This window comes from Lujinxingia vulgaris (assembly GCF_007997005.1).
Lineage (GTDB): Bacteria > Myxococcota_A > Bradymonadia > Bradymonadales > Bradymonadaceae > Lujinxingia.
This window is the reverse complement of record NZ_VOSL01000043.1, coordinates 74,304-99,609: the sequence shown is the minus strand read 5'-3', so window position 1 is coordinate 99,609 and position 25,306 is coordinate 74,304. Positions and strand designations below refer to the sequence as shown.

Sequence of the window (25,306 nt, the reverse complement as noted above, 5' to 3'; positions counted from 1 at the left end):
TCGAGCCACCGAACATCGCAGAAGAGAAGCGACCCTGTGAAGGCCCTTTGACCGCGGAGTTGACGATGACCGACACCCTGAAGACGGCGACCGACGCCCTGTCCCTTTGCGAGCTTGCAAAAGAGCACGCGCGCACCTCGATGGCCGCCACCGCAGGCCACGATATGGCGCACCTTGAGCGGGTTCATCGCGTCGCGATGATGCTGTGGGACGCTGAGGGCGGGGACCGCGAGGTGATCGAGGTCTCTGCCTGGCTGCATGATCTGGTGAACCTGCCGAAAGATCATCCGAAGCGCCGCGATGCGTCGACCCTCTCGGCGGAAGCCGCGGTGCGCTGGATCGGAGAGCGGATGACCCGGGGACAGCGCGCGCTGGTGTTTGAAGCGATCCAGCGCCATTCCTACTCGGCGGGCTTTGTGCCGGAGTCGCTGGAGGCGAAGATCGTCTGTGACGCCGATCGTCTCGACGCGCTCGGCGCGGTCGGGTTGATGCGCACGCTGGAGACCGGCGGTGCGCTGGGACGTGCGTCGTTTCACGGCGACGACCCGTTTTGCACGGAGCGCGAGCCGGATGATGGCGTCTTCACCCTCGACCATGTCTTTGCCAAGCTCTTTAAGCTGCCGGCGATGCTGCATACCGACGCCGCGCGTCGCGTCGCCGAGCAGCGGGTGGCGGTGATGGAGGACTTCCTCGCGGCGCTCGGCGCTGAGCTGGGGCGTGCTTACCGGCGTTGAGCGTCAGCTGCCGAAGATCTCGGCGGCGATTCGGTAGGTCTGCAGGTAGGCCTCGACCGTGGGCTCAATAGGACGCGCGTAGCCACCGCCCAGAGTCATCGCCACCGGGATGCCTCGATGATGGGCGCGGGAGAGCACCATGCGATCACGTTCGCCAAGACCCCGGAGCGTGAGGTTCATGCGCCCAAGGCTGTCTTCTGCCAGGGGATCGACGCCGGCCTGGTAGAGGATGAGCTCCGGCCTGTGCTTCCACACCGATTCAAGCGCCTGCTCCAACGCGCTCAGGTAGGTGGCGTCGTCGCAGCCATCAGGAAGTCCCACGTCAAGGTCGCTCGGGGGTTTGCGAAAGGGGTAGTTCTTCTCACCGTGCAGGCTCAGTGTGAACACCTCGGGGGTGTCTTTGAGGATGGTGGCGCTACCATCGCCCTGGTGCACGTCGAGGTCGACGATCGCCACGCGTCGTAGGTCGCCAGCGCCGATGAGTGAGAGGGCGGCGATGGCCAGGTCGTTAAACACACAAAACCCACCGCCCTGATCGCGGTGGGCATGGTGGGTGCCGCCGGCAAGGTTGCCGCTGATGCCGAGATCAAGGGCGCTGAGGGCGGCCATGACGGTGCCACCCATGGAGGTGCGAACGCGCTCCACAAACACCTCGCTCCAGGGCAGACCAATACGTCGCATCGATCGCCGAGCCAGCGTCCCCGCCAGAAAGGCCTCGACGTAGTCGGGGTCATGGGCGGTGAGAAGCTGCGCACGTTCAAGCGCGGGAGACGCGACCAGCTGCCGGGGGGCTGCGACGCCTTCTTCGAGCAGGGCCCGGTGGAGCATCCCGTACTTGGCCATGGGGAAGCGGTGCCCGGGAGGCAGCGGAACCTGCACGTGGTCGTTGTAATAGATCTTCAAGGGGTACTCAGACGGGATCGGCCTCGGTGACGACGGGGAGGCTGGCGCTGGCCTCGGTGTGCTGGCGCTCCGAGCGGCCGCTGCCTGCGATCCAACCTCGCGCTGCCGGCAGCGCCAGGATCAAAAAGAGGAGCGCGAGCCCTCCGGCGACGCCCTGCACGCTGGCGGGTTGGCCTTCGGCCAGGACGACCGCGATGAGCGCCCAGACAAAGACCAGCGCTACCGCGGGCTCGTCGAGTCCCACGCGCAATGCCACACCGATGAGCGCAGCAGCCAGGAGCATGATGACCGCCCAGGTCGCCGCGCTCAAGCCCCAGGCGTCCCATCCGGCCACCACCAACACGCTGGAGGCGTTGAGCACCGTCGCCAGCGTCAGCCAGCCGCAGTAGGTGCCCAGGGGCCAGCGGATCACGCGCGCCAGAGTCCAGCCTTCGCGAAGCTCCGGGGCGGGCACTCCATCTCGGGTGGCGAACGCGCGGTAGAGCCACAGCGCGCTGGTCAGCTGCCCCACGATCACCACGAGCGCCCAGCCAAAGAGCAGGCTCTGCCACACGAGCAACCAGGCGGCGTTGAAAAGCATGTTGATGATCAGCGGCAGGCGCGCTGCCGCGTAGCGCTCACGCGTCGCAAAGCGCGGCACGATCTGTGCGACCGCCAGCGCGAGGATGCCCGTATAGATAAATCCCCACACGGCGAAGGCGTAGCCCGCGGGGATGAGCAGCACCTCTTCAAAGAAGCGGTCGGAGATGGCTCCGACCGAGCGGTCAGGGGCGGCGGCCAGCTGAGGAAGGCCGATGGCCAGGGGGGGAATGATCAGCGCGAGTAGTTTCAACAAGGTCGAACGCATACGGCATCTCGTGTGGGAACGAAGGCGTTTTCTCAACCTAAGTAAAAGCACGAGATGGCGCGGGGAAAGCATCGCACTTGCGAGGCGGGGCACGTCTGACGCAGACTTCCGCCGACCTGAGTATGTTGAATACCCCAATCGGCCACAGGTTGTGTGGCCTGCCCCAGGGAGTGATGATGCGACATGATGCTCTTCTTCGATCGGTGATGGCCGCTGGAGCGACGGCTGCCTTCTTTTTGCTCAATCCGCTGGCGCTCGGCTGTGGGGATGAGCCCGTTGAGGGCTACAGTTTCGGAGCGGACGATATGGCGGCGGTTGTTGTGGGGGAGTGGTCCGGCGCGCTGAGCTATGGCGACGACGACGTGACCTATACACTGGTGCTTGAGCCGGCGCCGATGGACACGCAGCAGACGGGCAGTCTTCGCCAGCACCTCTGCGGGAATCGCACGCTGATCGCGTCGGCCGACGCCTGCATGGCGACCAGTCAGTTCGATGTCGTCGGTGAGCTTCGTGTGGCAGGCGAGGATGCACGCTCGGTGGAGGGGAGCCTGGTCGCTTACGGTCCGGATTTGGACGACGGCGAGCTGACCCTCTACGGAGCCGGCGAGTATTGGTTGGTGCCGATGAGCGACGCCGACCTGGCCGATGTCGGGGACGTGCGTGATCAGGATGATCACACCTCGATCGGCCAGGTGTCTTTGAGTCGCAGCACGGTGCCAGACTGAGCGATCAAGGGGACGGTGAGGCGCTGTCTGCCGGTGAATGTGCGGGAGGGGGGGCGGGCGCGAAGATTACCTCGCGATGCGCCGATTCGGGGAGCCAGGCGTCAAAGCGTCCGGTCCACCACAGGACGGCCAGGATGAGCGCGGTCGCGATGAGCAGGTAACGCGGCCAGCGACTTCGGGGCTCGGCAAAGGGGTCACGTAGCTCCCGGGAGGATCCTCGGGGGAGGGTGGCCACCCCGGTCAACGAGCGACCCAGCGGGACATTGACCCGGGCCATGGCGTTGACGGCCCAGCCGTTGGCGTCGAGCAGGGGCCCCAGGTTGCGGGTGCGCAGCTTCAGCCAGGCGATGAACATCGAGGGGCCGCTGATCAGCAGGATCAGGCCGATGATCCCCAGGGGCATCCACACGCCCAGGCCGAGAAACGCGCCTAGGAAGAGGCTTAAGGCTGCGGTGAGCCCGCCGACCCCGACGCCGATCGCGGCCAGTGTGCCGAGATCCATTTTGGGCGGGGAGGGCTGGTCGGTGCCGGCGGCGGCGCCGGTGCCGGTCGGCGCAGACGAGGGCTGCGAGGTCGCCGCATCCGCGCTCGCCACGCCTGCTTCGAGCTTTTTGGTGCTCTTTGCCTCGGCGGCCTGGGCGCGTTTGGTGAGCTGACTTTCGAGTAAGCGCAGCGCCTTTTTATAAGGACTCCAGAAGGCCTGCCGAATGCTGATGGGGTTGTCGACGATGCGGGTCACCGTGGCGTCCCAGTCGTTGCCATCGCGATCGTAGAAGACGCCATTTCGGCCGACCATCAGGTTGTCGACGTCTCCGTCGGTGATCGCGGCGGCGATCGACATCGTCTCACCGCGCGCGTTTCTCAGGTCACAATAGAGCAGGTAGGCGTTGGAGTGGCCGGCCAGCTTGATATGGCGATCGGCGTTGGAGACGTGCACGCAGAGATCGCAGGCTCGCCGGTCGATATAGAGGGTGCCGACTTGAAAGATCGCCGGACCCTGACGTCGGTAGAAGGTCTGGAAGGCTACGAAGTTGTTGGCGAGATCCAGGAGGTTGGCGTTGAAGCGGATCAGCTTCTCGACGCGGGCGATGGCGTTGGCCTGGGGGGCGCGGGCCTCGTCAGCGGTGAGCAAGGCGTCAAGTTGTGTGCGGCCCTCACCCTCGCTGATCTCACGCAGGCGTTGCTCACTCAGGGGGCCGAGATGCGTCGCGGGCTCGGCGGACATCCAGTTGCGCATCGGGGTGAGTCTGGCTTTGAGCTCGGACCACTCGGTGTCGCTCAAGGTGTCAATGTCGCCGAAGAGCGGCTCGACAGCCAGCCTTCGGAAGGTGTGCAGGGCGTCGGTCCACGCAGGGTTGATGCCCTCGACCAGGGGGAGAGGACGGCCGGGCTCGACGCGCGCCAGGGGGAAGTCGCTCAACGCTTCGGCTCCGGCGGTCAGGGCTTCCCGGGTGGCCTCCAGATACGCGTCCTGGGTGCGGTTGACGACCGCTGCGGCGCGCTCGTCGTATGCGGCAAGGCGCGCGCGGGCGAAGTAGTCGTCGATCTTCTCGCGCACGGCCTCGAGGGCGCGGTAGGCCCCGGGGGTGGCGTCGCCGAGCGAGAGGACGTCTTCGGAGCGCCCCTCATCGATCCAGCGCAGGCGCTCGGTGAGGCTTGTAAAGAAGGTCGCAACGCTTTCGCGATCGACACCGGGCTCGTTGCTGCGGTCGACCGGTGCGTCCGGGGTGCACCGCACGATGTCGGCGATGAGCGCCTGGACGTCGGGGTCGGAGGACGCGCTCGGGGGGACGACGCCGTCACCGTTGGCCGCCTGTTGATCGAAGTGCGCGATCGCGTCGACGGTGTCCTGGAGGGAGATTGCGGTGGCGTCGTGCTTGCCCAGGCTCTCGAGCAGCTCGCGCGCGGTCTTCTCGAGCAGCGCGCCCTCGTCGTTGGAGGTTGCGATCGCGCTAAGAGGGAGGACATCGCTGCGTCGGGCGAGCTCTTCGACATCGCTGAGGACCTGTCCGACCCAGCGGGCTGCGGCGATCAATTCGGAGGCGCGGACTCGGCGGTCGTGATCGGCGTCGAGAAACTCCAGGGTGCGGGCATCGAACTCTACACCCTGCGTCGGGCAGGCCAGGGCGACCCATAACTTCTGGTCGAGCTCCCCCAGGCGAACGAGCTCTTCGCCCCGGGTCAGGTGAACCTGATCGACACCACCACTTCGAAAGAACTTCCACTGAAATGTTTGCATACAGCGACCTCAACGCCAGACATCTCCAATCGCACTTGCCGCGGGCCCACCACGACGCGGAGGGCAATCCCAGAGCGGGGAAACGATCCTGATCACCATCTCGCGAATCGCCACCTCGACGTGGTGCCGCACCCCGGCGAGCCGCGCGAGGCGACTGGCGATGGATGTCGATGCGTGGCGCAGAGTGACGCGCGGCGAGCACGCTGTCGGTTTGGGGCCGGGCGGCTGCGCTTAGCTTTGAAAGGTTGAAGGTAGATGCCCCCACCGGGATTCGAACCCGGACTGGACGGATTTTAAGTCCGCTGCCTCTACCGGTTGGGCTACGGGGGCGGCGACAGGCCGAGAGAGGGGCGCTGTTGCAATCGAGGCAGGATGTAGCATTGAGCCCGGAGCGGCGCAAGGCGGGCCGCCTCACCGGGGAGAAGGGGGTCGAAGATGACGGAACAATCCGAGACGATGGTGGCCCGGCCGCCCAAGGGCATTGATGAGCTGGGGGAGAACTTCTCCCGGCTTGTGCGGCTGGGTTGGGGCACGGTGCTGGTGCCCTGGCTGGCGATCGCGGCGGTGGACTTCATCTTCGTGGCGGTGAGCGCCGCGTTGATCTGGGGTCAGTCGGGAAGCGAGCCCTTACCGGCCGGGGGGGCTCAGGCGGTGGTGCTGCAGAGCATCAGCGCGCTGGAGATCGCGGTGGTGCTTACCCTGCGGGTTTTGCTGTTCAGGGCGCTGCGCGATCTGGCGATGCTGGGGCCCTCTTCCGTGATGTCGTTGCGGGAGGTCGCGCGTGGGATGCTCTCGCGATTGGGGCCGACTTTGCTGGTCAACATCCTGGTCGGCGCGATCGTCTCAATCGGGCTCGTGCTCTGCGTACTTCCCGGCCTTGTCGCGATCTACTTTCTGGCCTTTGCTCCCTACCTGGTGGCGGTGGGGCAGTCGGGTGTGCTCGACGCGATCACGCGTTCGGCGACGATGGCGAGGCGGCACGTGGTGCTCTTACTCACCGGCTTTGCGGTCGCGGCGGTCTTTGCCGGGGTTATGGGCTGCTCGCTCGGGGCGAGCGCGGCGGTGATCCAGGGCTCGGCCGGGGTGGCCGGCGGATTGCTGGTGGGGTGGGTGCTCAACACCGTGCTGGGCTACCTGGCCTGGCTGTGGTGGGGGGCGGTCTACATCACCGCGGAGCAGCGCGACCAGGCCTGGCGTATTCGAAAAAGCGCGGTGTCCGAAAGCGAGCCGGTGGCGGGGGAGCGCAACGAAGGCGGCGATGGAGAGGGGCCGCTACCCGGGGCGCTCAAGGAGGATCGCTGAGGCATCGCGCTGGACGCGTTGTAAGAATGCGTCATTCGCTGGAGGTGGCCGCCGGGTCGGCGTCTGCAGGCGAGGGCGCCGGGGCTTCGTAGTACACGGTGATGACGTGGCGACCCGGCGTCATCGCCAGGATGCGTTCGTCGCCGGGGCCGCTGCTGGCAAGCCGGCTGGAGGCGACCTCTTGATCATCCACGAGAACGCGACGGATCGGGCGTCCTTCAAACTCGCGCGGGAAGGCCACGCTGGCGATGGCGCCTTCGGGGGCGCTGCGTAGCCGCGCGCCGAGCACGTTGACGGAGATCGTCAGGCGCTGCTCGGCGCTGGACCACTGGCTGGTCAGCACGGACTGGCGCCGGGCGATCAGAAAGTCGATGAGGTCGCCCACGGAGGTGACCCAGTGCTGGTGATCGCGAGCCAGGTCGTGAAGTTGACGAAAGCCCAGGAGGATGCCGGCGGCGGGCTCGCGGGCCATCGCGTCGGCCGGCACGCTGACGGTCAGGGGTTGGTGAAAGTAGGTCTCGCTGTTGACCAACATCCGCTGCAGGCGTGCCGGATCGATGTTCGCCCCGCTGAGGACGAAGGGGGCTTCGAGCACCGGCAGGGGCAGCCCCCGGGTGTCGATCGGGTAGTAGGGCATCGCGCTGCCAAAGAGGTAACCAAAATGCTCGGCGCTGGTGGGGCCGAAGCTGGTGTCGACGCGAAGCCCCGCCGCCGAGATACGCCGGAAGGTGGAGTCCCAGTCGTTCTCCCAGAGTGACGCCTCGGTACGCATCAGTCGCACCGGGCGCTGGTCACCGAGGTTGGCCTGCAGCCGCGCGCGCTGCTCCGCCAGAGGGAGCTCGCGTGCCCAGGGTTGCAGGGCGCCCACGCCGCGGCTCTCGGTGAGCGGGGCGCGCTCCTGACCCAGCACCCACAGCAGGCCCACTTCGGCGCCTACCTGATCGGCCAGCGCGGCCTGGGAGGCTGTGAATCGGTCGGCGGCAGCAAAGATGGTTGCGGTGCCTTCATTTTTTCGGGCCCAGTCCGCATAGCCCAGAGCCGCCCGCGGCGACTCGGCGCTGGGGTGGGCGTTGGCCACCGCGCCCATATGCTTCCCGGGGAAGGGCCACAGGCGAGGCATCGGCCGATGCTCCGAGAAACGATCGAAGAGCGCGCGCTTTAAAAGGTCAGCGTAGGGCACATGCGAGCTGAGCAGGCGCTCATGCGCCACGCGACCCTCGGTGGGCTGCCAGCGCGGGCTGCCTGGAGGGCCGAAGTCCATCTGACGCGTGGGTTTGCCCTGGTGCAACGCCGTCAGCGAGCAGGCGTAGTCGAAGAGAAGGGTGAAGACCTGCCCCTCGCCCAGCGCTTGCACAAGCAGTCCGGGCTGCTCTTCGACCTCAAGGATGACCGGGCCGGCCGGTCGTGGCAGCATCGGCGCGGAGGGCAAGAGAGGGCCGGAGAGGGGCACGTCGACCAGATGCTCTCGGATGGGGCCGTGGGCGCCGAGCCCGTCCACCGAGGTGACGCGTCGGGCCTGACCGACTTTTCCGGTGGTCGCAACGCCGGTGATGGTCTCCCAGCCTTCGCGGGGCAACTCGACAACGAGCTGGCCGCCTTGTCGGGCGAAGTCTTCCAGCGCGCCGAGCGCGGCGCGTGGTAAATCCAGGGCGACGCGCTCCGGGACAATGACCACGCTACGGCCAGCGAGGATCTGTGGCGAGAGGTTGTCACTCTGGGCGGTGGCGAAGGCGCCGTAATGGTGCCAGAGCGCGTTAAACCATCCGTAGCTGCAGTCCAACGCGCGGAGCTCCGCAGCCTGTGCGGCAGGGGTGGCGGGCAGGAGCAGCAGGACATCGCCTTCGGTGCGGTCGGGAGGTCGCGAGCCGTTGGTCTGAAGGGAGGTGGTCCGTTGGAGGCTCGGTTCCTGCAGAGTGCTCCAGAGCAGCGCCAGTAGTCCCAGCACGATCAACGCGCCGATATCCCAGGTCAGCGCTCCCAGTATTGTGCGTTGTCGCGCCATAAGCCCGTCAGTCGTAGTAGAACTCAAAGGTGTTGAAGCCCTGGGAGAGCGGCACCTGCCGCAGCTCCAGCCCGATAAGCGAGGTCTCGAGCGTCTCGACCTCGCTCGACATCAACTCTCCGCCAACCCGGCGCGTTCCGCTGCGTGCGCCGATAAACGCGTGGTCGCCGATGCGTGCCGGGACCACCACGCTCATGTTGCGCTCTTTGGCTTCGACGCTCAGGCGCATGATGGTGCCGTGGCGCGGGCGATCGGCCGACTCTCGGGTGTGCGCTGGAAGCTCGGTCTCTTCGATGATGCGGCTGCGGATCGAGCCGGCGCGTCGCGAGCGTTGAAAGGCGTCGAGGCGGAGCGCGTTCATGACGACATGTCCGTGCGTCTCAACGGACTCGAACTTGGCCAGCCAGGCCTCGAAGTCGTCGACGTTGGGGTAGTCGGCGAAGGCAGCCGGGTCGCTCAGAACGCTGACGACCTGGTGGTGCCCGGCGGCGCTTGCTTCGAGCAACGCGTCGAACTCGGGCCCTTCGAGGCGGTCGGGGGGAACAACGATCGGAAGCTCGCGAAGTCCCAGGGGGACGCCCTCGTCACTCATGGCCAGAAAGGGAAGGCCGCTGCCGAAGGCGTACCCACTCTGGCCGGGGACGGTGTAGCTCGTGTCGAGGCGGATGTTGGACTCAGCGAGCGCGGCCAGCGGGGCGCTCCAGTCCTCAGACCACGTTCCATCGATGGATCGGGCGGTGCGCACGTAGTTGACGGGCAGTACGTCACGAAGTTGATCGAGCTGCTCCTCGATGGAGAGAGGACGCTCAAAGGGTTGAAAGGCGCCAAAACCATCCGGCGCATAGGTCGCGGTGGCGGGGTGAGGGAAGCGCCATAGCAGGCCGACTTCTCCGCCGCGTGCGTGGATGGCTTCGGCGCCTACTTTACTCAGGCCGGCATCGACGGTGGTCAGCAGAGTGCTGCTGGCGCGTCGGCTGTTCTCGTACTCAAGCATCCAGGCGCCGCCGTCTCCCAGGCGGGCGTCTTCGTGAAGAAAGACCACCGCACCCTGCGCGTCTCCGGGGAAGGCCCAGAAGGCCGGCACCGGCGCAAAACGCGTGATCACCCCGTGGGCGATGTAGCGCTCCAGAAGATCGGCGTAGGGGACGTCGCTGCCGAGGAGTGCGGGGTCGGCGACCAGGTCGGCGGTGCCGGGCGCGCGCTGAGCGTTGGCCGGGCGCACCCGGTACTGCTCGTCGGGGCGTCCTTGCTGCAGAGCGACGAGCTGCTCGCCAAAGTCGAAGTCGACTGTGACCACGTGTCCTCGCCCCACCGGCAATGCGTAGATGACCGGGGCGCCATCGATTGAGAGCAGGGTCTGGGCGCCTTCGCGTGGGGAGGTGGAGCCGACAAACTCGGTGACGACCGGGCTCTGGCGAAGCTGGGTGAGGTAAGGCTCGTCGAGTCCCTCGGCGTGCGTGATGCGTTGGGCGCGACGCAGGCCGGCGCGACCGTTGGCCGAAAACATCTCGCGAAGCTGCCCGTCGGGCCGCTCGACGACCACGAGGTTGCCTTCACGCGCGCGCCGCCGGACGGCGTCGAGTGTGCTCGGCGGAAGATCGCTGGAGACGCTCGACGTCAGGATGATCACGCGCGCTTCATCGAGCATGCTTGCCGCCAGCGTCTGCGGCGTGGCGATGGCCACCGGGCCAAACTCCTGCTCGACGAGGTTGATCCAGGCCGCGCTGAAGTCACGCTGGCTAAACGCCGGGCCGCTTTGACGGATGGCGTCGTAGTCCAGTACCACCAGCACATCGGCGCGGGCCTCGCGCGTGATCTCCACACCCTCGCTGGCGATCAGCTCGGCGTCGACCGCCACCGGGTTGCGTTGGAGCAGGACCACGGCCGCGATCAGCGCGACCAGGCTCCATAACGCGAGCCGATAGGGCAAGACGTTGACTTGTTTTCGACGTAAGCTGACGACCATAACGAGGTGTCGCGAGAGAGAAAGGCGTCGACGCACAGGGGCCGGGAGGCCGGCGAGCCAACCGACCGGAGAGGCGGCGGCATTCCCGCCCGTCATACACTGAATTGTCGGGATGATTAAGTCGCGTGTCGTGGGTCGCGCGGATTTCACAGAGTTTCAGGAGAGAGATGGCAGACATCATTGAGCTCGCCGAGCGGGAGGGTGCCCTGGAGGTCGGCCGCAGTCGTCTCGGACAGGCGAGGGCGGCGGTAGGGCGAGCGGCGCTCTCGTTTCCGCTGGTGATGGGGGCGCTGGCGCTCATCCTTCTCCCGGATTATCTGGGGCGTTACCGGGAGGCGGAGCCGGTTCCCGGGCTATACTGGGTGGCGCTTGCGATGATGTCGCTCCTTTTCGCGGTGATCGTGGGTTCGGTCAGCGCGCTGCGTCGCGAGCGCTGGGTGTTTGATGGTCCGGGGCGTCAGCTGCAGGTGCAGGTTCGACTCATGGCCAGCGTCCAGGAGGCCGCGGTGCCGCTGCGCGATATCGAAGGTCTGGAGCTGGTACGAGGGGGCTTCGGGGGGCACGCGCGTCTCGATGTTGTGCTTAAGGAAGGGCGACGGGAGACGTTGGCGCGCGGGTATGGTCTGAGTGATCGTCTGGAGGTCGTGGGGCAGGCGATCAGCGATTATCTCAAGGCGCATCGCTTCTTTGTGGAGTTGGAGCGCGGCGCAGAAGGGCCGGGGCGCTGAGGAATGGCGAAGCCGCGCGCCGAGGTTGGGTGCTACGAGGAGACACGATGGTCGAGCGGGAATCGAAGGGGAGCAGACAGATGAGCAAGGTTGGGCGTTGGTGCAAGACCACCACAGCGGTGGCGATGGTCGCGTCGAGTCTGGCGCTGGGTTCGGCGCCGGCCCCCGTGCACGCGCAGGACTTTGAGGTGACCAGCGGCGACGAGCGCCAGCAGCGTATCGTCGAGCGTTATATGGAGCTCGTGGAGTCCAACCCCGCCGAGGAGCGTCACCTGCAGAGTCTGCTCTTTCACGTGGGTCGCGGGAGTGGGCTCGATGATCTCATCGAGCATTATCGTCAGCGGGTGGAGGGCTCGCCCGAGTCGCTCAACCTTCACCTTGTGCTGGGGCATCTTTTGCGCGCTCGCGGGGATTTTGAAGACGCGCTGGCTGTGTATGAGCGGGCGGTGGAGCTGGGCGCAGAGAGCTCAAACGCCTGGCTGAGCCGCGGTCAGGTGCGCCTGATGATGGGGCAGCGCGCCGGGGCCCTCACGGACTTTGAGCGGGCGCTGGAGCTGGAGGAGAGCCGCAGCCGGCGTGGCGAGATCTTGCAGAACCTCGCGGAGCTCTCCTTCTCACAGAGAGACTTCGAACGGGGCATCGACTTCTACAAGCGCCGCATTGCGCTCTCTCCCAACGATGAGTTCGTTCGTCGCGACTTCGCCGCGCTGCTTTTGCAGTACCGCCAGTGGGAGGAGGCGCTCGAGCAGTACGATGCGCTCCTGGGCATGGTGGGGCGCGACACCGCGCGGCGCGCGGAGTTCCTCTCAGAGCGCGCCGAGATCTTCGCCTCAATGGGACAGAACGACCGCGCGTTGGAGAGTCTGCAACAGGCCATCGGTCTGCTGCGCGCAGACAACTGGCGGGTGGGTGAGATGCGCGCGCGCATGGTGGATATCTACCGGCAGTCCGGCGAGCTCGGCGCGTTTCTGGAGCGCTATGCACGCGCCTGGTCACGCGGGGGCTACGATCAGCAGATGCTCGTGGCCGATGTCTACGCCGAGACTGGTGAGCTGGAAGACGCGTTGAGTCTGTACCGTCGCGCGGCCTCTCGCGACCGACGCGCGGAAGAGCCGCGCCAAAAGATCATTCGCATCTATGAGCGGATGGGGCGAGAGCAGGACCTCCCGGCGGCCTACCGAGATCTGATGCGTGCGGCGCCGCAACGTCATGGTTTCGGCCTGGAGCTGGCGCGTCATCACATGCGCATGGGCCAGCGCGATGAGGCTCTCGACGTGTTGAGGGAGTTGGAGCGGCGCTTCAGCGACGACAGCTACGTGCTCCTGGAGATCGCCGATCACTACGCCCGTTGGGACATGGAAGATCGCGCGGAGGCGACCTTCGCCCGCGTCGAGCGCCTGGACCCGCAAGATGAGGTGGTGCTGCTCGCGCTCGCGGAGTTCTATTTTGCGCGCGGCGAGCGCCAGCGCGCCATTGAGACCTGGCAGCGCCTGCCGGAGTCGAGGCTCGGACGCATCGAAGGGCTCGCGCGCATGGGGGAGGTCATGGTCGATCGCGGCCTCACCGACCTCGGCGTGGGCGCGTACCTCCGAGCGCTGGACGCGGCGCCGGAGAACGTCGCTGTGCGGCGCGGGCTGGCCAACGCACTGGAGCGTGCTCGCCGGTGGGATGAGGCCGCCGAGGCGTGGGCGCAGGTGTACGCGCAGGCCGACCGGGAGCAATGGAAGCAGGAGGCCCGCACGCGCATCGTGGAACTCTATCGTCGCCAGCAGACTCTGCGCGCGCAGATGCAGACCTGGGCCGCGGCGTTGAAGACCGACGCCGACGTGCAGGCGGGCTTTTTTCTGGCGGAGGCGCACCTGCGATTGAGGGAGTTCGATGAGGGCGCGCAGGTGATCGAGGAGGTGATCGCCTCGCTCGCACCGGACGCGCCCGAGATGGTCAGTGCGCTGACGCTCCTGGAGCGAGCGCATGTTCAGGCCGGGGAGTACGCCCGGGCCATCGACGCGCTGGAGCGCCTGGCTGAGCTTCGCCCGGAGCTCGCGGCGGACTTGCTCGCCAGGATGTCGGAGTACGCGCTGGAGTCGTCGTCGGAGGCGCAGGCTGTCGACTTCGCGGTGCGCTCGCTGGAGGTGAACCCCGATGATGCGCGTGCTCAGGCTCGCGTCGCCGGCATTTACGAAGAGGCCGGTGAGCTCGAAGAGGCCGTGCGCCATTATCGCGCGGCCACCGAGATCGATCCCCAGGCCTTCGATCTGAAGCTGGCGCTGGGGCGAGCGTTGATCGCGCTGGAGCGCGACGCCGAAGGCGACGACGTCCTCTGGGAGGTGGTGCGCGACGCCACCGAAGACGCCATGATCATGGAGGCCGGTGAGGAGCTGCTGCGCCGCGCGGCACGCACCGGGCGTCTCGAAGCGCTGGAGGCCCGGTGGTACCCGCTGGCGTTTCGACTGCCGGTGCGCGATGCCCACGGCCGACTGCTCTTGTTGCTTTACAGCCGCCTGAGCAGCCCGATGCTTGTGGCGGCGCACCATGGCGATGAGGAGACGCGCGCCCGCGCCACCGGGGAGCTTCGGGACCTGGGGGGGCGAGCGGCCTCCCTGCTGCTCGATATGGTGCAACGCGATGATGTGGGGCAGCGTGCCCGCGCCTTGCGCTTGATCGCGGAGATGGAGGTCGACCTGGCCGTTCCGATGCTCGCTCGCATGATCGGAGATCGCGCTGAAGCGACGCGCGTGAGCGCGATCGTTGCGGCTGCGCGATTGAGCGACCCACGGCTGATCGATCCGCTGCTTGAGGCGGCCGCCGACACCGAGCCGACGGTGCGTCAGAGCGCGCTGTGGGCGCTCGGTTTTATGCCTTCGCAGCGCGCTGCCATCGAGACCCTGCGCGAGGTTGTGGGTCAGGGCAGTGGGCAGAGCGATGATCAGCTGCTGGCCCTGGCCTCGCTGGCGCGACTGGGAGGCGCGGAGTCGCGACGTGTGCTCACCGAGAGGTTGGAGGCGTTGCGGACGACCGGTACCACGCGGAGCTCGCGCCATGTGATGGCGGCGGCCGCGCGCGCCTTCGAAGGCACGACGCCGGATTCGCTGATCGCCTTGTTGCGTGACCCCTCCAGTGCGCACAGCGTGCAGGCCGGGCAGGTCCTGGGCGCAATCGCCTCCCCGGACGCGATCGAGGCGCTCTGGACCACCTACCTCGAAGCCGAAGGGCGAGCTGTGACGGCCGCCGAGCAAGGGCTGCGTGTGGCGTTGCAGGCAGGGGACGACGCGACGCAGAGCGCGCGCATCTGGCAAGACGAGTCGCAGGCGTTTGACTGGCGTCGCAACGCCTGGCGCATCCAGGATCTTCTGGTGACGCAGGCCTCATTCGACGCGGGGCCAGCCGTGGTGAGCCCACCGGACGTGCTCGGTGGCGGGTTGCTTCGGGTAGTCGGTCGCGACGTGGCCCGCTGGCAAAAGCTGGCGGATGCGTTGCTCAACGATGTCGCGCAGGAGCGGGCCGCCGGGCTGGGGAACTTCGAGCCGATGCGCGCGCTAGCCGCCGAGCTGCCTGACGGTGGCGCGCTGCCCGAAGGCACTGCGGCTGCGCTGCTGTGGCAGGCCTATGCTGGCACAACGACTCCGGAGGCGTTGGTCCAGGCCGCTGAAGCCGATGTGTTGACCGACTCTCAGGCACTGCTCGCGATGCTGGGAACGGGGAACCCTTCCGGGGAGCTGACGAGGGCCGATGCGCGCGTCGCGCGCTGGCTCAACGCCCAGCTTCAGAGCCCTGACCCCGAGCTCCGCCTGCACGCGCTTCAGGTCGTGGCACGCCACGCTCCGGAGTCCTCCGAGCTGAAGGACCAGGTGCGCTCCCACCTGAGCGCCGAAGCCCCCGGGGAGGTCATCGCGGCCGCCCACGCGCTGGCCGCGTTGGGAGCCGTTGAGGCGCTGCAGAGCATGCGTGAGCTTGAAGCCGACGCCACGCCGGCGGTGCGTCGCGCCCTGCGCGAGGCCCGCTACGCCCTGGAGCGCTCCACCGACGGCCCGGATCGTCCCCGTGGCTCTTGATCCTTTGGCCCCCACCTCTTACGCTTCGACCCGCTGATTCGATGAAGTCGACAAGCCGTGAACTCCAGCGTGGGGAGCGCGGCGCCTGTGGAGGTTTTGAGCATGTCCAGCGCCCGTTTATGCGCCAACTGCAAAGCTGTTGTCCCCGAAGAGCACTTCTACTGCGGTCGCTGTGGCGCCAGCTACAATGAAGACGGTCGCGAGCAGGCCAATGAGACGCTCTTCTTCGGGGCGATGCAGGCCCCGGGGCGGGCCAAAATCATTTTGATCAGCGGCCAGGGGCTGGAGGGCTTGAGCTACCACCTCAACTCCACCTCCCACGTGGCCGGGCGCTCCAACGGGGTGATCCTCTTTCCTGACGACCCCTTCCTCTCGGAGAAGCACGCCAGCTTCTTCTACAAAGCCAACACGCTCTACCTGCGCGATGAGAAGAGCCTCAATGGCACCTTCAAGCGAATTCGGGAGCCCCGGGCGCTGGCAGATGGCGAGGAGTTTCTGGTGGGTCAGCAACGCTTTCGCGTCGAGCTTCTCGATCTTAAGAGCGAGTACCCGATGCGCGAAGACACTCTGATGTACGTCAGCCCGCCTCGCCCCTATACCTTCCGCATCGTGCATGTGCTCGATGGGGGGCGGCCCGGGGCGGCCTACTGCAACGCGGAGAATACGCTGACGGTGGGGCGCGAAGGCACCGACGTGATCTTCCCCGACGACCGGCATATCTCCAAAAGCCACGCTCGCCTCGTCTGGCGCGAGGGGCAGGTCTGGCTTGAGGATCTCGACTCGAAGAACGGGACGTACGCCCCGGTCAGCGGGGAGGTGGAGATGGCCCACGGGGACTATGTGTTCCTGGGCAGCGAGCTGATGCGGGTGGAGATCAACGCCTGAGCCATCGAGCCGCGCAGCGGCGCCTCGATGGGGACGTCAAAGCCCCTCCCGACACGCCGGGAGGGGCTTTTTTGTTGCCGCGGGGTGTGCGGCGCGCACCTTTAAAGGATGGGGTTGGGCGTCCCCGACGCAAAAAAAGGGAGCGGGCGGCCTGCCGGGCCGCCCGCTCCCTGTATCTGCTCTCAGGCTGACCTCGCGTCAGCCTTCAGCTCTGCTCACATCGAGTAGTCATGCTCGTGGCTGCGCAGCACCCGCGCTGCGTGCAAGCCCTTGGGTCCACGCCGAAGTTCAAACTCCACGACCTCGCCCTGTTTCAAGGTCTTAAAGCCCTCGCCCTCAATCTGGCTGTAGTGGACGAAGATGTCGTCTTCTCCTCCCTGAGTGATGAATCCGAAACCTTTGGCGTTGTTGAACCATTTCACAGAACCCGTTGCCATACTCATCCTCCCTCAAACAACAAAGATGTACGTTATGACGCTTCGCTCCACCTCCCTGGTGAGCGACTTCGGCCGCTGCCACGGCCCGCGATGGGTAATGTTCATCCGTCCTTAGATGTCCACGCCCACAGCATCACGATACGAAGAGTATAGTGTTAACGCTTTGTATGTGGTCAAGCGTGTTTTGATGTTATTTATTGAGGTTAAAATTATAGGATGAGTGCAATTTGTGTAGAATTACAGTGCGGGTAAATCATGTTTACTATTCCAGTGGGGGTGGAGTTCGTGTACTTTTCCACTCTCATTGAAAGCACTCGGCTCCTGGCTGACCTGCGCAATCACAGGGGCTCGTAGCGCTCGGTTTCTCCCACGATCGGCGGTTGGCGAAGGCCACACAGGGGCGTGTGTCAAAGCGCGATGTGGGTTGTCGGGCGCGAGCGGATCGGGCGCGTGACGAACCTGGTCGAGCGCGTACCTCGGGGAGGGCGACTACAAAAAGCCCCCGACGCCGCTGAGGGCATCGGGGGCTTCGGGGGCCATCGTAGAGCGCACGCTGCGTGCGTCTGCGTCGTCGCTCAGCGGGCTCGGAGTCGGTTGGCCTGGTTGCGCGCACGCGTGGCGTAGGGGCCTTCAGGCGCAAGCTCCAGGTAGCGCTCAAAAGCTCGCGCCGCCTCCTCGTCCTCGCCAAGTGTCGCGAGAATGAACCCCTGGTTGAAGTAGGCCGGTGCGTAGCTCGGGTCGAGGGCGCGCACCTCGTTGTAGTAATCGAGGGCTTCGTCGGGCTTCTCTTCGCTGAAGGCGAGGATCCCCAGGCTGTGCACCGGTCGAGGATCGTCGGGCGCGAGCTCGGCAGCCTTCTCCAGCGCCTGGCGCGACTGGGGGTAGGCCCGCAAAAACATGTAGGCCGCCCCGATGTTGAGCAGGGTGTCGACATCGAGCCGGTTGCCGTCGGCGGCCATTGAGGCGCGGTAGGCGGTGACGGCGTTCTGGTAGAGGCCGCGCTCCTGGTAAATATTGCCCAGATTGAAGTACACCTGCGGCTCGTCCTGGCCGCCGGCGGCCAGCGCGTCGCCGATGGCGGCGATGGCGTCGTCGTAGCGCAACGCAAAGGTCAGCGCGATGGCCCGGTTCATATGCACGTCCCAGCGCTGCTGGTCGACGGCCAGCGCCTCATCGTAGGCGGCGATGGCGTCGTCCCAGGCGCGGGCATCAAGCGCCTCATTGCCCCGAAGTACCAGCTCCTGGACCGAGATCGAGGGCGCCTCGACGCGCTCCTCGGTGGGAAGCTCGTCGCTTTTGGTGGCGTTGGACGAAGAGCAGGCCGGCGCGCATGTTAAAAGCGCACCGGCGATCAGCAGAGCGCGCAAAGGTTGAGAAGGCATCAATGAGACTCCAGAAAAAACGGGTTCAGAATACATCGTCGCCCCCGAAACGCGGGGCGACACCGGCAGGTCGTCAACGCCGACGACGGTATCGCCTATTGAATCGGGGGGCAAGATGGCCCCTGGCCGTCGCCGCGCTATGTCTGGCGCTGGGGGGAGCCTGCGCCGGCGCTCCGGCTGCCTCCGAGGAGGGCGCTCAGTCCGCATCGACACGCTCAGCCGCCGAAGTCCTCTATGAGGCGCTCCATGAGAGCGTTGAGGCCAACAGCCCCGGGGTCGACGTGAGCTCTCAGGAGCAACTCCTGGTGGTCAGCCACTATGAGACCCTCACTGAGGCGCGCCGCCGTCGTCTGGTGGCGCGCGTGGTTCCGGTGGGGAGAGGGGTGGGGGTGCGGGTGGTGGCCGAATACCAGAGGCGCATCGACGATGAGGAGGGCGCCCAACGCTGGGAGCCCGAAGCCCGCGAGCAGCACGCCGAGGAGGCACAGCGCTGGGAGCTCGCTGTGGCCCGCGAGGCCGAGCGTCGCTTTCATCGCCGGCGTTAAGTCGCGCGCCGGACTCGCCGGCCGACAAGCGCGAGCGCGGCCATCGCGAGCCCCCCGAGGTGGGTGGGCGCATGTCCACCTGTGCTGCAACCCCCCACCTCGGCGTCCGGTGTCAGGGAGGGCTCCTCCGGGTCGGGATCCGCGTCGGACTGACCGGGCTCAAAGCGGCCCAGCGACTCAACTTCGACCGTGTCGGCGCCCTCTCCCGCGGTGATCGAATAGGGCGCCGCGCTTCCCATCAAACGCCCCTCTCCGCGACGATCTTCGGCGACCACCTGCGCACACCAGGGGCCGATGAAGAGCGGCGCGGTGTTGGCCTCCCCGCTGAGCATAAGCTCCTGCTGCGGTTGCAGCGTCGGCTCCAGGTACATCCACAGGCGGACCTCCTGCTGCCAGCGCGCCGCGCTCCACGCCTGCGTGGCGTCGCAGGATCCGGGCGCTGCAAGCAGCTCAAACGAGCGCACAAAGGTCGCTCCTAGAGCCTCGTTGCGAACGCCCAGGCTGAGCCCCAGCGGAGCGCCGGGGGCGACCGCCTCGTCGGCCAACATCAGATCGTCGTACACGACGAGCGTGCTCAGGTCGCTGAGCGTGGCTTCGCCGCGGGCGGCCTCAAACCCGAAGGTGCGCGTGGCGCCGTGGCCCGCGGCCAGCTCAATCGCCAGGGGCGCGCCGTCGAGGGGCGTGCTCTGCGTCAGAGGCGATGAGCCTCCCTGCGTGTCGTACACGAGAAGCCGGTGGTTGGGATGCGGCGAGGTCCACAGGCCGGGTTGGTGCGTCGAGGCGATGGCGAAGCGCTCCGAGAGCCAGCTCAGCGCCAGGAACTCCCCGCCAACCCCGGCCTCGGCCAGGGGCGCCTGCCACATCACCTCGCCATCGTCACTCAGGCGCAGCAGCGCGCTGGAGGTCGCCACAACAAGCTCCCCGGAGGGCAGGGCCATCATGTCGCGAAGGGTCGAAAGTTCAGGAACGACGCGGGCATCCGGCCAATCGGGATGGTCGGCCGAGAGCAGCGCGAGCGCCGGCTCATTGCGATTATCGCGATCGAAGATCAGCAGGCCCGCGAGCTCGGCGGCCGGCCAGTTTACAGCCAGCGCGAAGCGCTCCCCGGGAAGCACCGACGTGGCCGCCACCCGGGCTGAGGCGTTGGAGAGCCCCAGGGTTGTCGACCAGATGTAGCGCCGCTCCACGGTGTCATAGACATGCGCGCGACCCACCGAGTTGTCGCCCATCAAAAGCTCGCCGGGGGTGTTCTCGTCGAGGAGCGAGACGACAGCCAGCCCCGGTGAGCTGATCCACTGGCCGGGCGCGCTCAGCGACTCCACCTCGTCGCCGCGCCCATCAAAGCGCACCGCGCCGCGGCCCGCGCCATCGCCCAGGAGCAGGTGGCCGCCGGGCATCTTCAACGCGGCGGTGTAGCTGGCCAGGCTTCCGTCCTGCAGGCGCACAGGGATGTCGGCGCGGCGTGTGATCTGGGCGCTCTGGGGAGACGCTTGCACCTGGTAGCTCCACAGCGCCTGCGTGCCTCCGGTGGGTAGCACCCACACCCGGGTGCTCACCGACTGCGCGTGAACCTCGGGCGGCGCGCTCAGCAGCAACGCACCGGCGATCGTCGCAGCCAAAAGCGCTCGTGCCAGTGGCGCGACGCGTGCTACCTTTTTAAGTCCTTGCTTCACGTGGGGGCTCTCCGTCTCTGGCCTTGTGCTACCGGGCGCAATCAACGCGTCGACCTTAGAGCAGCCGCAGCCTGCTGGCCATTCCTACCGTTTTTCAGGATGTCTCGATGACTCAAGATGACGCTATCTGCGCCACCGGGCGATTTGAGATCTCGGAGCAGACCCGAGAGGTCATCGCGTTTCACCTGAAGACGATGCTCTCGGTCTGGCTGCGTTACTTCAAGATCGACGAGGTGCTGGTCTGTCCGGGCTTTGAGCACTCCACGGTGGGGCTGGGCGCGTATGTGGTGCGCGAAGATCAGTGTGAGCCGGCTGAGGACGGTACCTGGGACTTCCATGAACTCTTGCAGACCTGGCGCTACGGGAGCCCTCGGATGGTGTGGAAGTCGGCCGAGCATCGGCTGGTCCCGATTACCGAGAGCCCGGAGGGCGGCGAGCCTGTCGTTCTGGGGTTTGTGATGGTGCGCGCCGACCGGATCGTGCCGGAGGTGGGCTTCGAGCAACTTCCGCATCTCGTGGGTGAGGCGCTGCGATCGTGTCGTCGAAACGGCGTGCGGCTCTTCTTTGAGGAGCGAAGTGATCTGGCGGTCAAGGCGCAGCTCTACCAGCTGATGAGCAGCTTCTCGGAGTGGCTGGGATGCGATCACTCCGCCTCGATTTTGCTCAGCAGGCAACCGCTGGAGCTCGGGCAGCTGGAGCAACCCGCCGCTACGGTCGATGTGCTGGCCGAGCGCCTCTTTTTCGACGGCGCGCCCGCCGGAGATGAGGACGAGGCACCGGCAGAGCAGGGCGAGTCGTGTCGCGAGAGCGCGCGACGCCTGGTCGGCATGGTGCTTGATGTCGATGAGCGCTCTCAACCCACCGTGCTCACCGAGGCGCTCGCCAGGCAACTCGCCGCGCCTCAGACCTGCTGCCATGTCTTTGAACGCCCCGCCGACGGAGCGTCCGCCGGCGAGGCGTCCCCACCCTGGTTGAGCCGCGAGGCGCCGCAGATGGCGATCGGGGAGTGGCATACTCTGGTGGATCGACCGGTGGCGCGGGCCTGCTGGATGGTGCCGATGATCAGCCACACCCAGGGCGCACCGGAGCTGCTGGGGTTTGTGGCCTTCTATTTTGCGCAGCCGCAGGCGCCGGCGCCCCACGCCCTGGCCCTGATCACCGAGATCGCCGCTCAGCTGGCCCGCGTCCTTCGTCACTCCTCGATTTATGTGCTCGCCGCCAGCAAACTTCGGATCGTCCAGCAAATACGCCATATTGCCGAGGATGCGATTCGCTCCGGTGAGACCGGCGAGGCCGTCGTCAACGCCTACATCGCAAAGGTCACCGCGTTGATCGCCGAGCAGGTGGAGGTACCCTCGGTGGCCATCGCCTACATCGTCGACCAGCAGGGGGAGCGCTGGCTGCGCTACGCGCATCCCCACGGCTGGACGCGTTTTGACCAGCTGGATATCCCGGTCGATGTGGCCGTGGAGCAGCGGGCAGACTCGGGGATCTCCGCGCTGGCAGTGCGCCTGGGCCGGGCCATCACGCTGGCCGGAGGACATGGCAGCGGTGATAACCTTCGCTTCAAAAATGAGCTCTTTATCGATGAGGAGAGCGGGGCGCTGCTCGATGCGCGCAGCCCGCAGTGGTCGAGCGTTGACGATTGCTCACGCTGGAGCCGGCTCAGCGACTACTACAAGCCGGCGCGCAGCAGCGCCTACGCCACGCTGGCCTTCCCGGTGCTCTACGCCGATCGCGCGCTGGGCGTGCTCACCGTCGAGGTGGAGCGCTCCACCGACTGGGTGTGGTGGTCCGGTCTGGGGGGCCAGCTCTTCTGGGAGCTCGTGGCCGCGGAGCTGGCCTTTGGTTTTGCCGCGCTGGGCGGGCCGCAGTGGCACGCGCTCAATCCTGGTTGAGATCCTGCACCCGGCGCAGCAACACCGGCAGCACCTCGCCGGTTTTGCCGCGGATGACGACGTCGCTGATGTCGGAGAGGGCGCTCAGGTGGGGGTTGACCTCGATGAGGGTGGCGCCGTGGCGCCGCGCCGTCTCGGGGAGGGCGGCCGCCGGGTAGACCAGCCCGCTGGTGCCCAGGATCAGGCAGACGTCGGCGTTGCGGGCCACCTCCATGCTCTTCTCCAGCGCGTCTTCTGGGAGCGTCTCCCCAAACCACACCACGCCGGGGCGGAGCGGACCGCCGCACTTCGGGCAGCCGGGTTGCTTGCTAAGGTCGAGGTGAAGATCCTCAACCTCGTAGTCGCATTGGTGGCAGCGCACGCTCAGCAGTGAGCCGTGCAGATGGTAGATGCGCGGGCGAAAGCCCGCGGCATCACTGGCGGCCTCCAGCAGGTGATCGACGTTCTGGGTGGAGACGGTGTACTCGCCAGTCTGGGAGAGCCCGATCAGCGCGTGATGCCCCGGATTGGGGTGGATGCTGTGCAGCTGCTCGCGCCGCTCCTGATACCAGCGGAGCATGTGCTCTCGGTCCGTCTCAAAGGTGTCGACGTGGGTCAGGTGCGCGATCTCCTCGTCGCTGTAGATGCCGCCCGGCCCGCGGAAGGTCGGAACGCCACTCTCCGCGGAGAGGCCGCTTCCCACGCACACCAGCACGCGGGGTTTGCCTTTAAGAACGTGCGCGGCGCGATCGATGGCGGGCAGGTTCATGCGCTGGCTCCTCAGGCGGGGGTCAAGCATGGGCGGCACAAGATCGGCGGCGCGGTCAATGACCTTGCGCACCACGGCGCGGGCGATGGACTTTAACAACTCGGAGCTCGCTCGTAGGAGAAGGCCCGGCCGCAGCGCGGCCGGTGCCTCTCCCTTAGTTCCAGCGGAAGTTAATGGGCGCTGCGCCGGCCGGCTCAAAAGGCGCCCGCGCCGGCGTAAAGCCGCTGTAGAAGGGGTTGGACGTGCTGTTGCGAATCAGCACCCGGGTGCGGCGCCCGTCGGCCTCCATCTCCACCGAGAACTGCGGGGCCACATCGGGATGGCCCAGGTTAAGTCGAGCGTAGCTCTGACCAAGCTCCATGCCGATGACGCGAAGCTGCTTGACCTCGGTATGCGGCACCGCGTCCGGGTCCACCTCCACAAACTCGGTGCGCTGCAGGTAGGCGCTCTCCACAAAGGTACGCACCTCGCTAAACGGGATGTCGTAGACGTGCTCAAAGTCGATGCGTCCGTCGCGACCGACCTCCCGGGCGGAGACACGCTCCCAGGGGAAGTTCAATGGCGAGCGTGAGAACTGCGTGGTCACGAGCAGCTCGCCCATCGGCGCCATCTGTGGCGCATACGACTCCCCCTCGGAGAGCGGCGTCTGGGCAAAGCTCAGCGTGCTGGCGAGCGCGACCGAAGTCAGCGTCAGGCAAAAAAGGAGGCGTCGTGGCACTAGTCTACTCGCGTGATCAGATAGGGGTTGGCACAGCGGGCTCTTCCAACATCCGTGCGGCCCGTGATTGTAGCGCGCCATCAAGTCCTGTCCACCCCGCGAAGATCGCCCTTTGGGCTCGATGCTCCGCAGGGGCCTTAGCACCGCGATCGCAGTGTCAAGACATGCAAAGGAGAAACTTGACCCTCGATCACCTCTTTTGTTAGCGTCCGCCCCGATGTTTCGCATCAATTGAGAGGCTGGCCCTGAGTCCAGCCGATGGCAACACCGCGCAGCCGCGATCTCGTGTGAAGAGATCCGATGTGAGGACACCCCCCGGAGGCAGTAGATGAAGCTGAACGACACCCTGAAACTTTTGATGGTCCTTCTTATGAGCGCCGGTATGGCGACCACCACCCTGACCGCGTGTGGGGGAGACGAGCCCGGTGAGACCGACGTCGAAGAAGACGCCGGCGATGAAGAAGACAGCGGCGGCGACGAGAACGACGGCGGCGAAGAAGACGCCGGCGACGACGCCGACGTTGAGCCCGAGCCGGGCGACATCATCGACCTCGTGCCCCCGCCGGCGCGTTGCGGTGAGGAAGGCGCCTCCGATCGTTGTGACGAAGATCCGGAGACCTTCGAGTTTGGTACCGCCTCCAAGATCAGCGCGCTCGCCATCGCCGGCGCCGACTGCTGCTTCGACCTCGACGGCGACGGCTTTGAAGACAACAGCCTCTCGCTGGCTGCCAGCATGGCCAACGGCGCCCTTGCCGACGGGATCGCCGACGGCTCGCTGAGCCTCATCCTTGAGCACGACGGTCTCGAAGCGCTTGAAGTCGGCCAGGCGTTCGACATCAACTTCCTGCTCGGCGCCGAGTCCACCGTCGACGGTGAGCTCATCGACCCGGCGAGCTTCGATAGCGGTGTCGCTCCTCAGGCGGTGCTTCCCAACGCGACCATCGTCGATGACGGCGGCGTCTCGGTGGTGGAAGCCGGGCCGGGTACCGTGGTGATCGTGCTTGAGCTCTTCGGCCTGGAGCTTTCTCTCGCGCTGCGTAACGCGGTGGTCTCGGCTGACGTCGTGACCGAAGAGAGCGCGCTGGAGACCGGTGTGACCCTGGAGAACGGCCGCCTCGGTGGTCTGGTGCTCTTCGACGAGCTGGTCACCACCATCAACAACGTCACCGCTACCTGCGACTGCCTGGGTAACCCCGAGGCGCTCATCGACATGGAAGCCGAGACGGCCTGTGTCGAGTACACCGAAGCCGAGCTTGCCGGTTGCGTCGACGATGAGTCCATCTGCGCCGATATCGCCGAGAACTGCAGCGCGGTCACCGCGCTGGCTCCCGCCATCGTGATCCACGATGTCGACGGCGACGGTGAACCCGACGCCATCTCGGCTGGTATGACCTTTGAAGCTGTGCCCGCCGTCATCGCCGGTGTGGAAGCGGATGTGGCCGAGTAAGGTCGTTTGGATACGAAGCGACGCCCGGCGTCGTTTCTGAGCTGAACGTTGAAAACGCCCCGATCTTCGGATCGG

19 protein-coding genes and 1 tRNA gene are annotated in these 25,306 nt (G+C 66.5%); 9 read left to right on the top strand and 11 right to left on the bottom strand.

Annotated elements, in window-relative coordinates:
• Nucleotides 1–65: 65 nt before the first annotated feature.
• The gene (locus tag FRC96_RS08940; RefSeq protein ID WP_230470049.1) at nucleotides 66–734 is read left to right on the top strand and encodes an HD domain-containing protein; all 669 of its coding nucleotides are present in this window, start codon (nucleotides 66–68) and stop codon (nucleotides 732–734) included.
• A 3-nt stretch (nucleotides 735–737) separates the two neighbouring features.
• On the opposite strand, the gene FRC96_RS08935 is transcribed toward FRC96_RS08940, so the two are convergent.
• Both FRC96_RS08935 and FRC96_RS08930 read right to left on the bottom strand, forming a co-directional pair.
• Entirely contained in the window at nucleotides 738–1,637 is a 900-nt protein-coding gene (locus tag FRC96_RS08935; protein WP_146974149.1) for a histone deacetylase family protein, read from the bottom strand.
• Between the two features lie 7 nt (nucleotides 1,638–1,644).
• Complete coding sequence (locus tag FRC96_RS08930) at nucleotides 1,645–2,484, bottom strand: tryptophan-rich sensory protein (RefSeq protein WP_230470048.1); 840 nt, start codon at nucleotides 2,482–2,484, stop codon at nucleotides 1,645–1,647.
• Nucleotides 2,485–2,660: 176 nt separating this feature from the next.
• Between FRC96_RS08930 and FRC96_RS08925 the strand changes: the two genes are divergently transcribed.
• Nucleotides 2,661–3,209 carry a hypothetical protein gene (locus FRC96_RS08925; protein ID WP_146974147.1) on the top strand — a complete coding sequence of 183 codons (549 nt, stop codon included), beginning with the start codon at nucleotides 2,661–2,663 and terminating at the stop codon, nucleotides 3,207–3,209.
• A 4-nt stretch (nucleotides 3,210–3,213) separates the two neighbouring features.
• Here the strand turns inward: FRC96_RS08925 and FRC96_RS08920 are convergent, their stop codons facing one another.
• Both FRC96_RS08920 and FRC96_RS08915 read right to left on the bottom strand, forming a co-directional pair.
• On the bottom strand, nucleotides 3,214–5,448 hold the full coding sequence (locus FRC96_RS08920) for a hypothetical protein (protein ID WP_146974146.1): 2,235 nt from the start codon (nucleotides 5,446–5,448) through the stop codon (nucleotides 3,214–3,216).
• Between the two features lie 256 nt (nucleotides 5,449–5,704).
• Nucleotides 5,705–5,778: transfer RNA gene (locus tag FRC96_RS08915), tRNA-Leu, on the bottom strand.
• A 105-nt stretch (nucleotides 5,779–5,883) separates the two neighbouring features.
• Here FRC96_RS08915 and FRC96_RS08910 point away from each other — a divergent pair.
• Nucleotides 5,884–6,750, top strand: coding sequence for a hypothetical protein (locus tag FRC96_RS08910; RefSeq protein WP_146974145.1), 867 nt, complete (start codon nucleotides 5,884–5,886; stop codon nucleotides 6,748–6,750).
• 31 nt (nucleotides 6,751–6,781) lie between these two features.
• Here FRC96_RS08910 and FRC96_RS08905 read toward each other — a convergent pair whose 3' ends face one another.
• Both FRC96_RS08905 and FRC96_RS08900 read right to left on the bottom strand, forming a co-directional pair.
• Nucleotides 6,782–8,752: a hypothetical protein gene (locus FRC96_RS08905; RefSeq protein ID WP_146974144.1), complete on the bottom strand. Its 1,971-nt coding sequence runs from the start codon at nucleotides 8,750–8,752 to the stop codon at nucleotides 6,782–6,784.
• A 7-nt stretch (nucleotides 8,753–8,759) separates the two neighbouring features.
• Nucleotides 8,760–10,682: a hypothetical protein gene (locus FRC96_RS08900; protein WP_146974143.1), complete on the bottom strand. Its 1,923-nt coding sequence runs from the start codon at nucleotides 10,680–10,682 to the stop codon at nucleotides 8,760–8,762.
• Between the two features lie 203 nt (nucleotides 10,683–10,885).
• Between FRC96_RS08900 and FRC96_RS08895 the strand changes: the two genes are divergently transcribed.
• The 3 genes from FRC96_RS08895 (at nucleotide 10,886) to FRC96_RS08885 (ending at nucleotide 16,383) form a co-directional block, all read left to right on the top strand.
• Nucleotides 10,886–11,446 (top strand): hypothetical protein, encoded by a 561-nt coding sequence (locus FRC96_RS08895; protein ID WP_146974142.1) that lies wholly within the window; start codon nucleotides 10,886–10,888, stop codon nucleotides 11,444–11,446.
• An 80-nt stretch (nucleotides 11,447–11,526) separates the two neighbouring features.
• On the top strand, nucleotides 11,527–15,498 hold the full coding sequence (locus FRC96_RS08890; RefSeq protein ID WP_230470047.1) for a tetratricopeptide repeat protein: 3,972 nt from the start codon (nucleotides 11,527–11,529) through the stop codon (nucleotides 15,496–15,498).
• Between the two features lie 102 nt (nucleotides 15,499–15,600).
• Nucleotides 15,601–16,383, top strand: a complete 783-nt coding sequence (locus tag FRC96_RS08885) for an FHA domain-containing protein (RefSeq protein WP_146974140.1) — start codon at nucleotides 15,601–15,603, stop codon at nucleotides 16,381–16,383.
• A 215-nt stretch (nucleotides 16,384–16,598) separates the two neighbouring features.
• Here FRC96_RS08885 and FRC96_RS08880 read toward each other — a convergent pair whose 3' ends face one another.
• The gene (locus FRC96_RS08880; RefSeq protein WP_115603245.1) at nucleotides 16,599–16,820 is read right to left on the bottom strand and encodes a cold-shock protein; all 222 of its coding nucleotides are present in this window, start codon (nucleotides 16,818–16,820) and stop codon (nucleotides 16,599–16,601) included.
• A gap of 575 nt (nucleotides 16,821–17,395) precedes the next feature.
• Entirely contained in the window at nucleotides 17,396–18,202 is an 807-nt protein-coding gene (locus FRC96_RS08875) for a tetratricopeptide repeat protein (protein WP_230470046.1), read from the bottom strand.
• A 98-nt stretch (nucleotides 18,203–18,300) separates the two neighbouring features.
• Between FRC96_RS08875 and FRC96_RS21975 the strand changes: the two genes are divergently transcribed.
• Nucleotides 18,301–18,747 (top strand): hypothetical protein, encoded by a 447-nt coding sequence (locus FRC96_RS21975; RefSeq protein ID WP_230470045.1) that lies wholly within the window; start codon nucleotides 18,301–18,303, stop codon nucleotides 18,745–18,747.
• Here FRC96_RS21975 and FRC96_RS08865 read toward each other — a convergent pair.
• On the bottom strand, nucleotides 18,744–20,366 hold the full coding sequence (locus tag FRC96_RS08865) for a hypothetical protein (protein ID WP_146974137.1): 1,623 nt from the start codon (nucleotides 20,364–20,366) through the stop codon (nucleotides 18,744–18,746). The genes FRC96_RS21975 and FRC96_RS08865 overlap by 4 nt on opposite strands.
• Nucleotides 20,367–20,527: 161 nt before the next feature.
• Between FRC96_RS08865 and FRC96_RS08860 the strand changes: the two genes are divergently transcribed.
• Nucleotides 20,528–22,318: a hypothetical protein gene (locus FRC96_RS08860; RefSeq protein WP_146974136.1), complete on the top strand. Its 1,791-nt coding sequence runs from the start codon at nucleotides 20,528–20,530 to the stop codon at nucleotides 22,316–22,318.
• Here the strand turns inward: FRC96_RS08860 and FRC96_RS08855 are convergent.
• Together FRC96_RS08855 and FRC96_RS08850 are read right to left on the bottom strand one after the other, a co-directional pair.
• On the bottom strand, nucleotides 22,305–23,165 hold the full coding sequence (locus tag FRC96_RS08855) for an SIR2 family NAD-dependent protein deacylase (RefSeq protein ID WP_146974135.1): 861 nt from the start codon (nucleotides 23,163–23,165) through the stop codon (nucleotides 22,305–22,307). The two genes, FRC96_RS08860 and FRC96_RS08855, sit on opposite strands and share 14 nt — an antisense overlap.
• A gap of 55 nt (nucleotides 23,166–23,220) precedes the next feature.
• A complete protein-coding gene (locus FRC96_RS08850) occupies nucleotides 23,221–23,784 on the bottom strand; it encodes a hypothetical protein (RefSeq protein WP_146974134.1) in 564 nt (187 codons plus the stop codon).
• 328 nt (nucleotides 23,785–24,112) lie between these two features.
• On the opposite strand from FRC96_RS08850, the gene FRC96_RS08845 reads away from it, so the two are divergent.
• Nucleotides 24,113–25,231, top strand: a complete 1,119-nt coding sequence (locus FRC96_RS08845; RefSeq protein ID WP_146974133.1) for a hypothetical protein — start codon at nucleotides 24,113–24,115, stop codon at nucleotides 25,229–25,231.
• Nucleotides 25,232–25,306 lie beyond the last annotated feature (75 nt).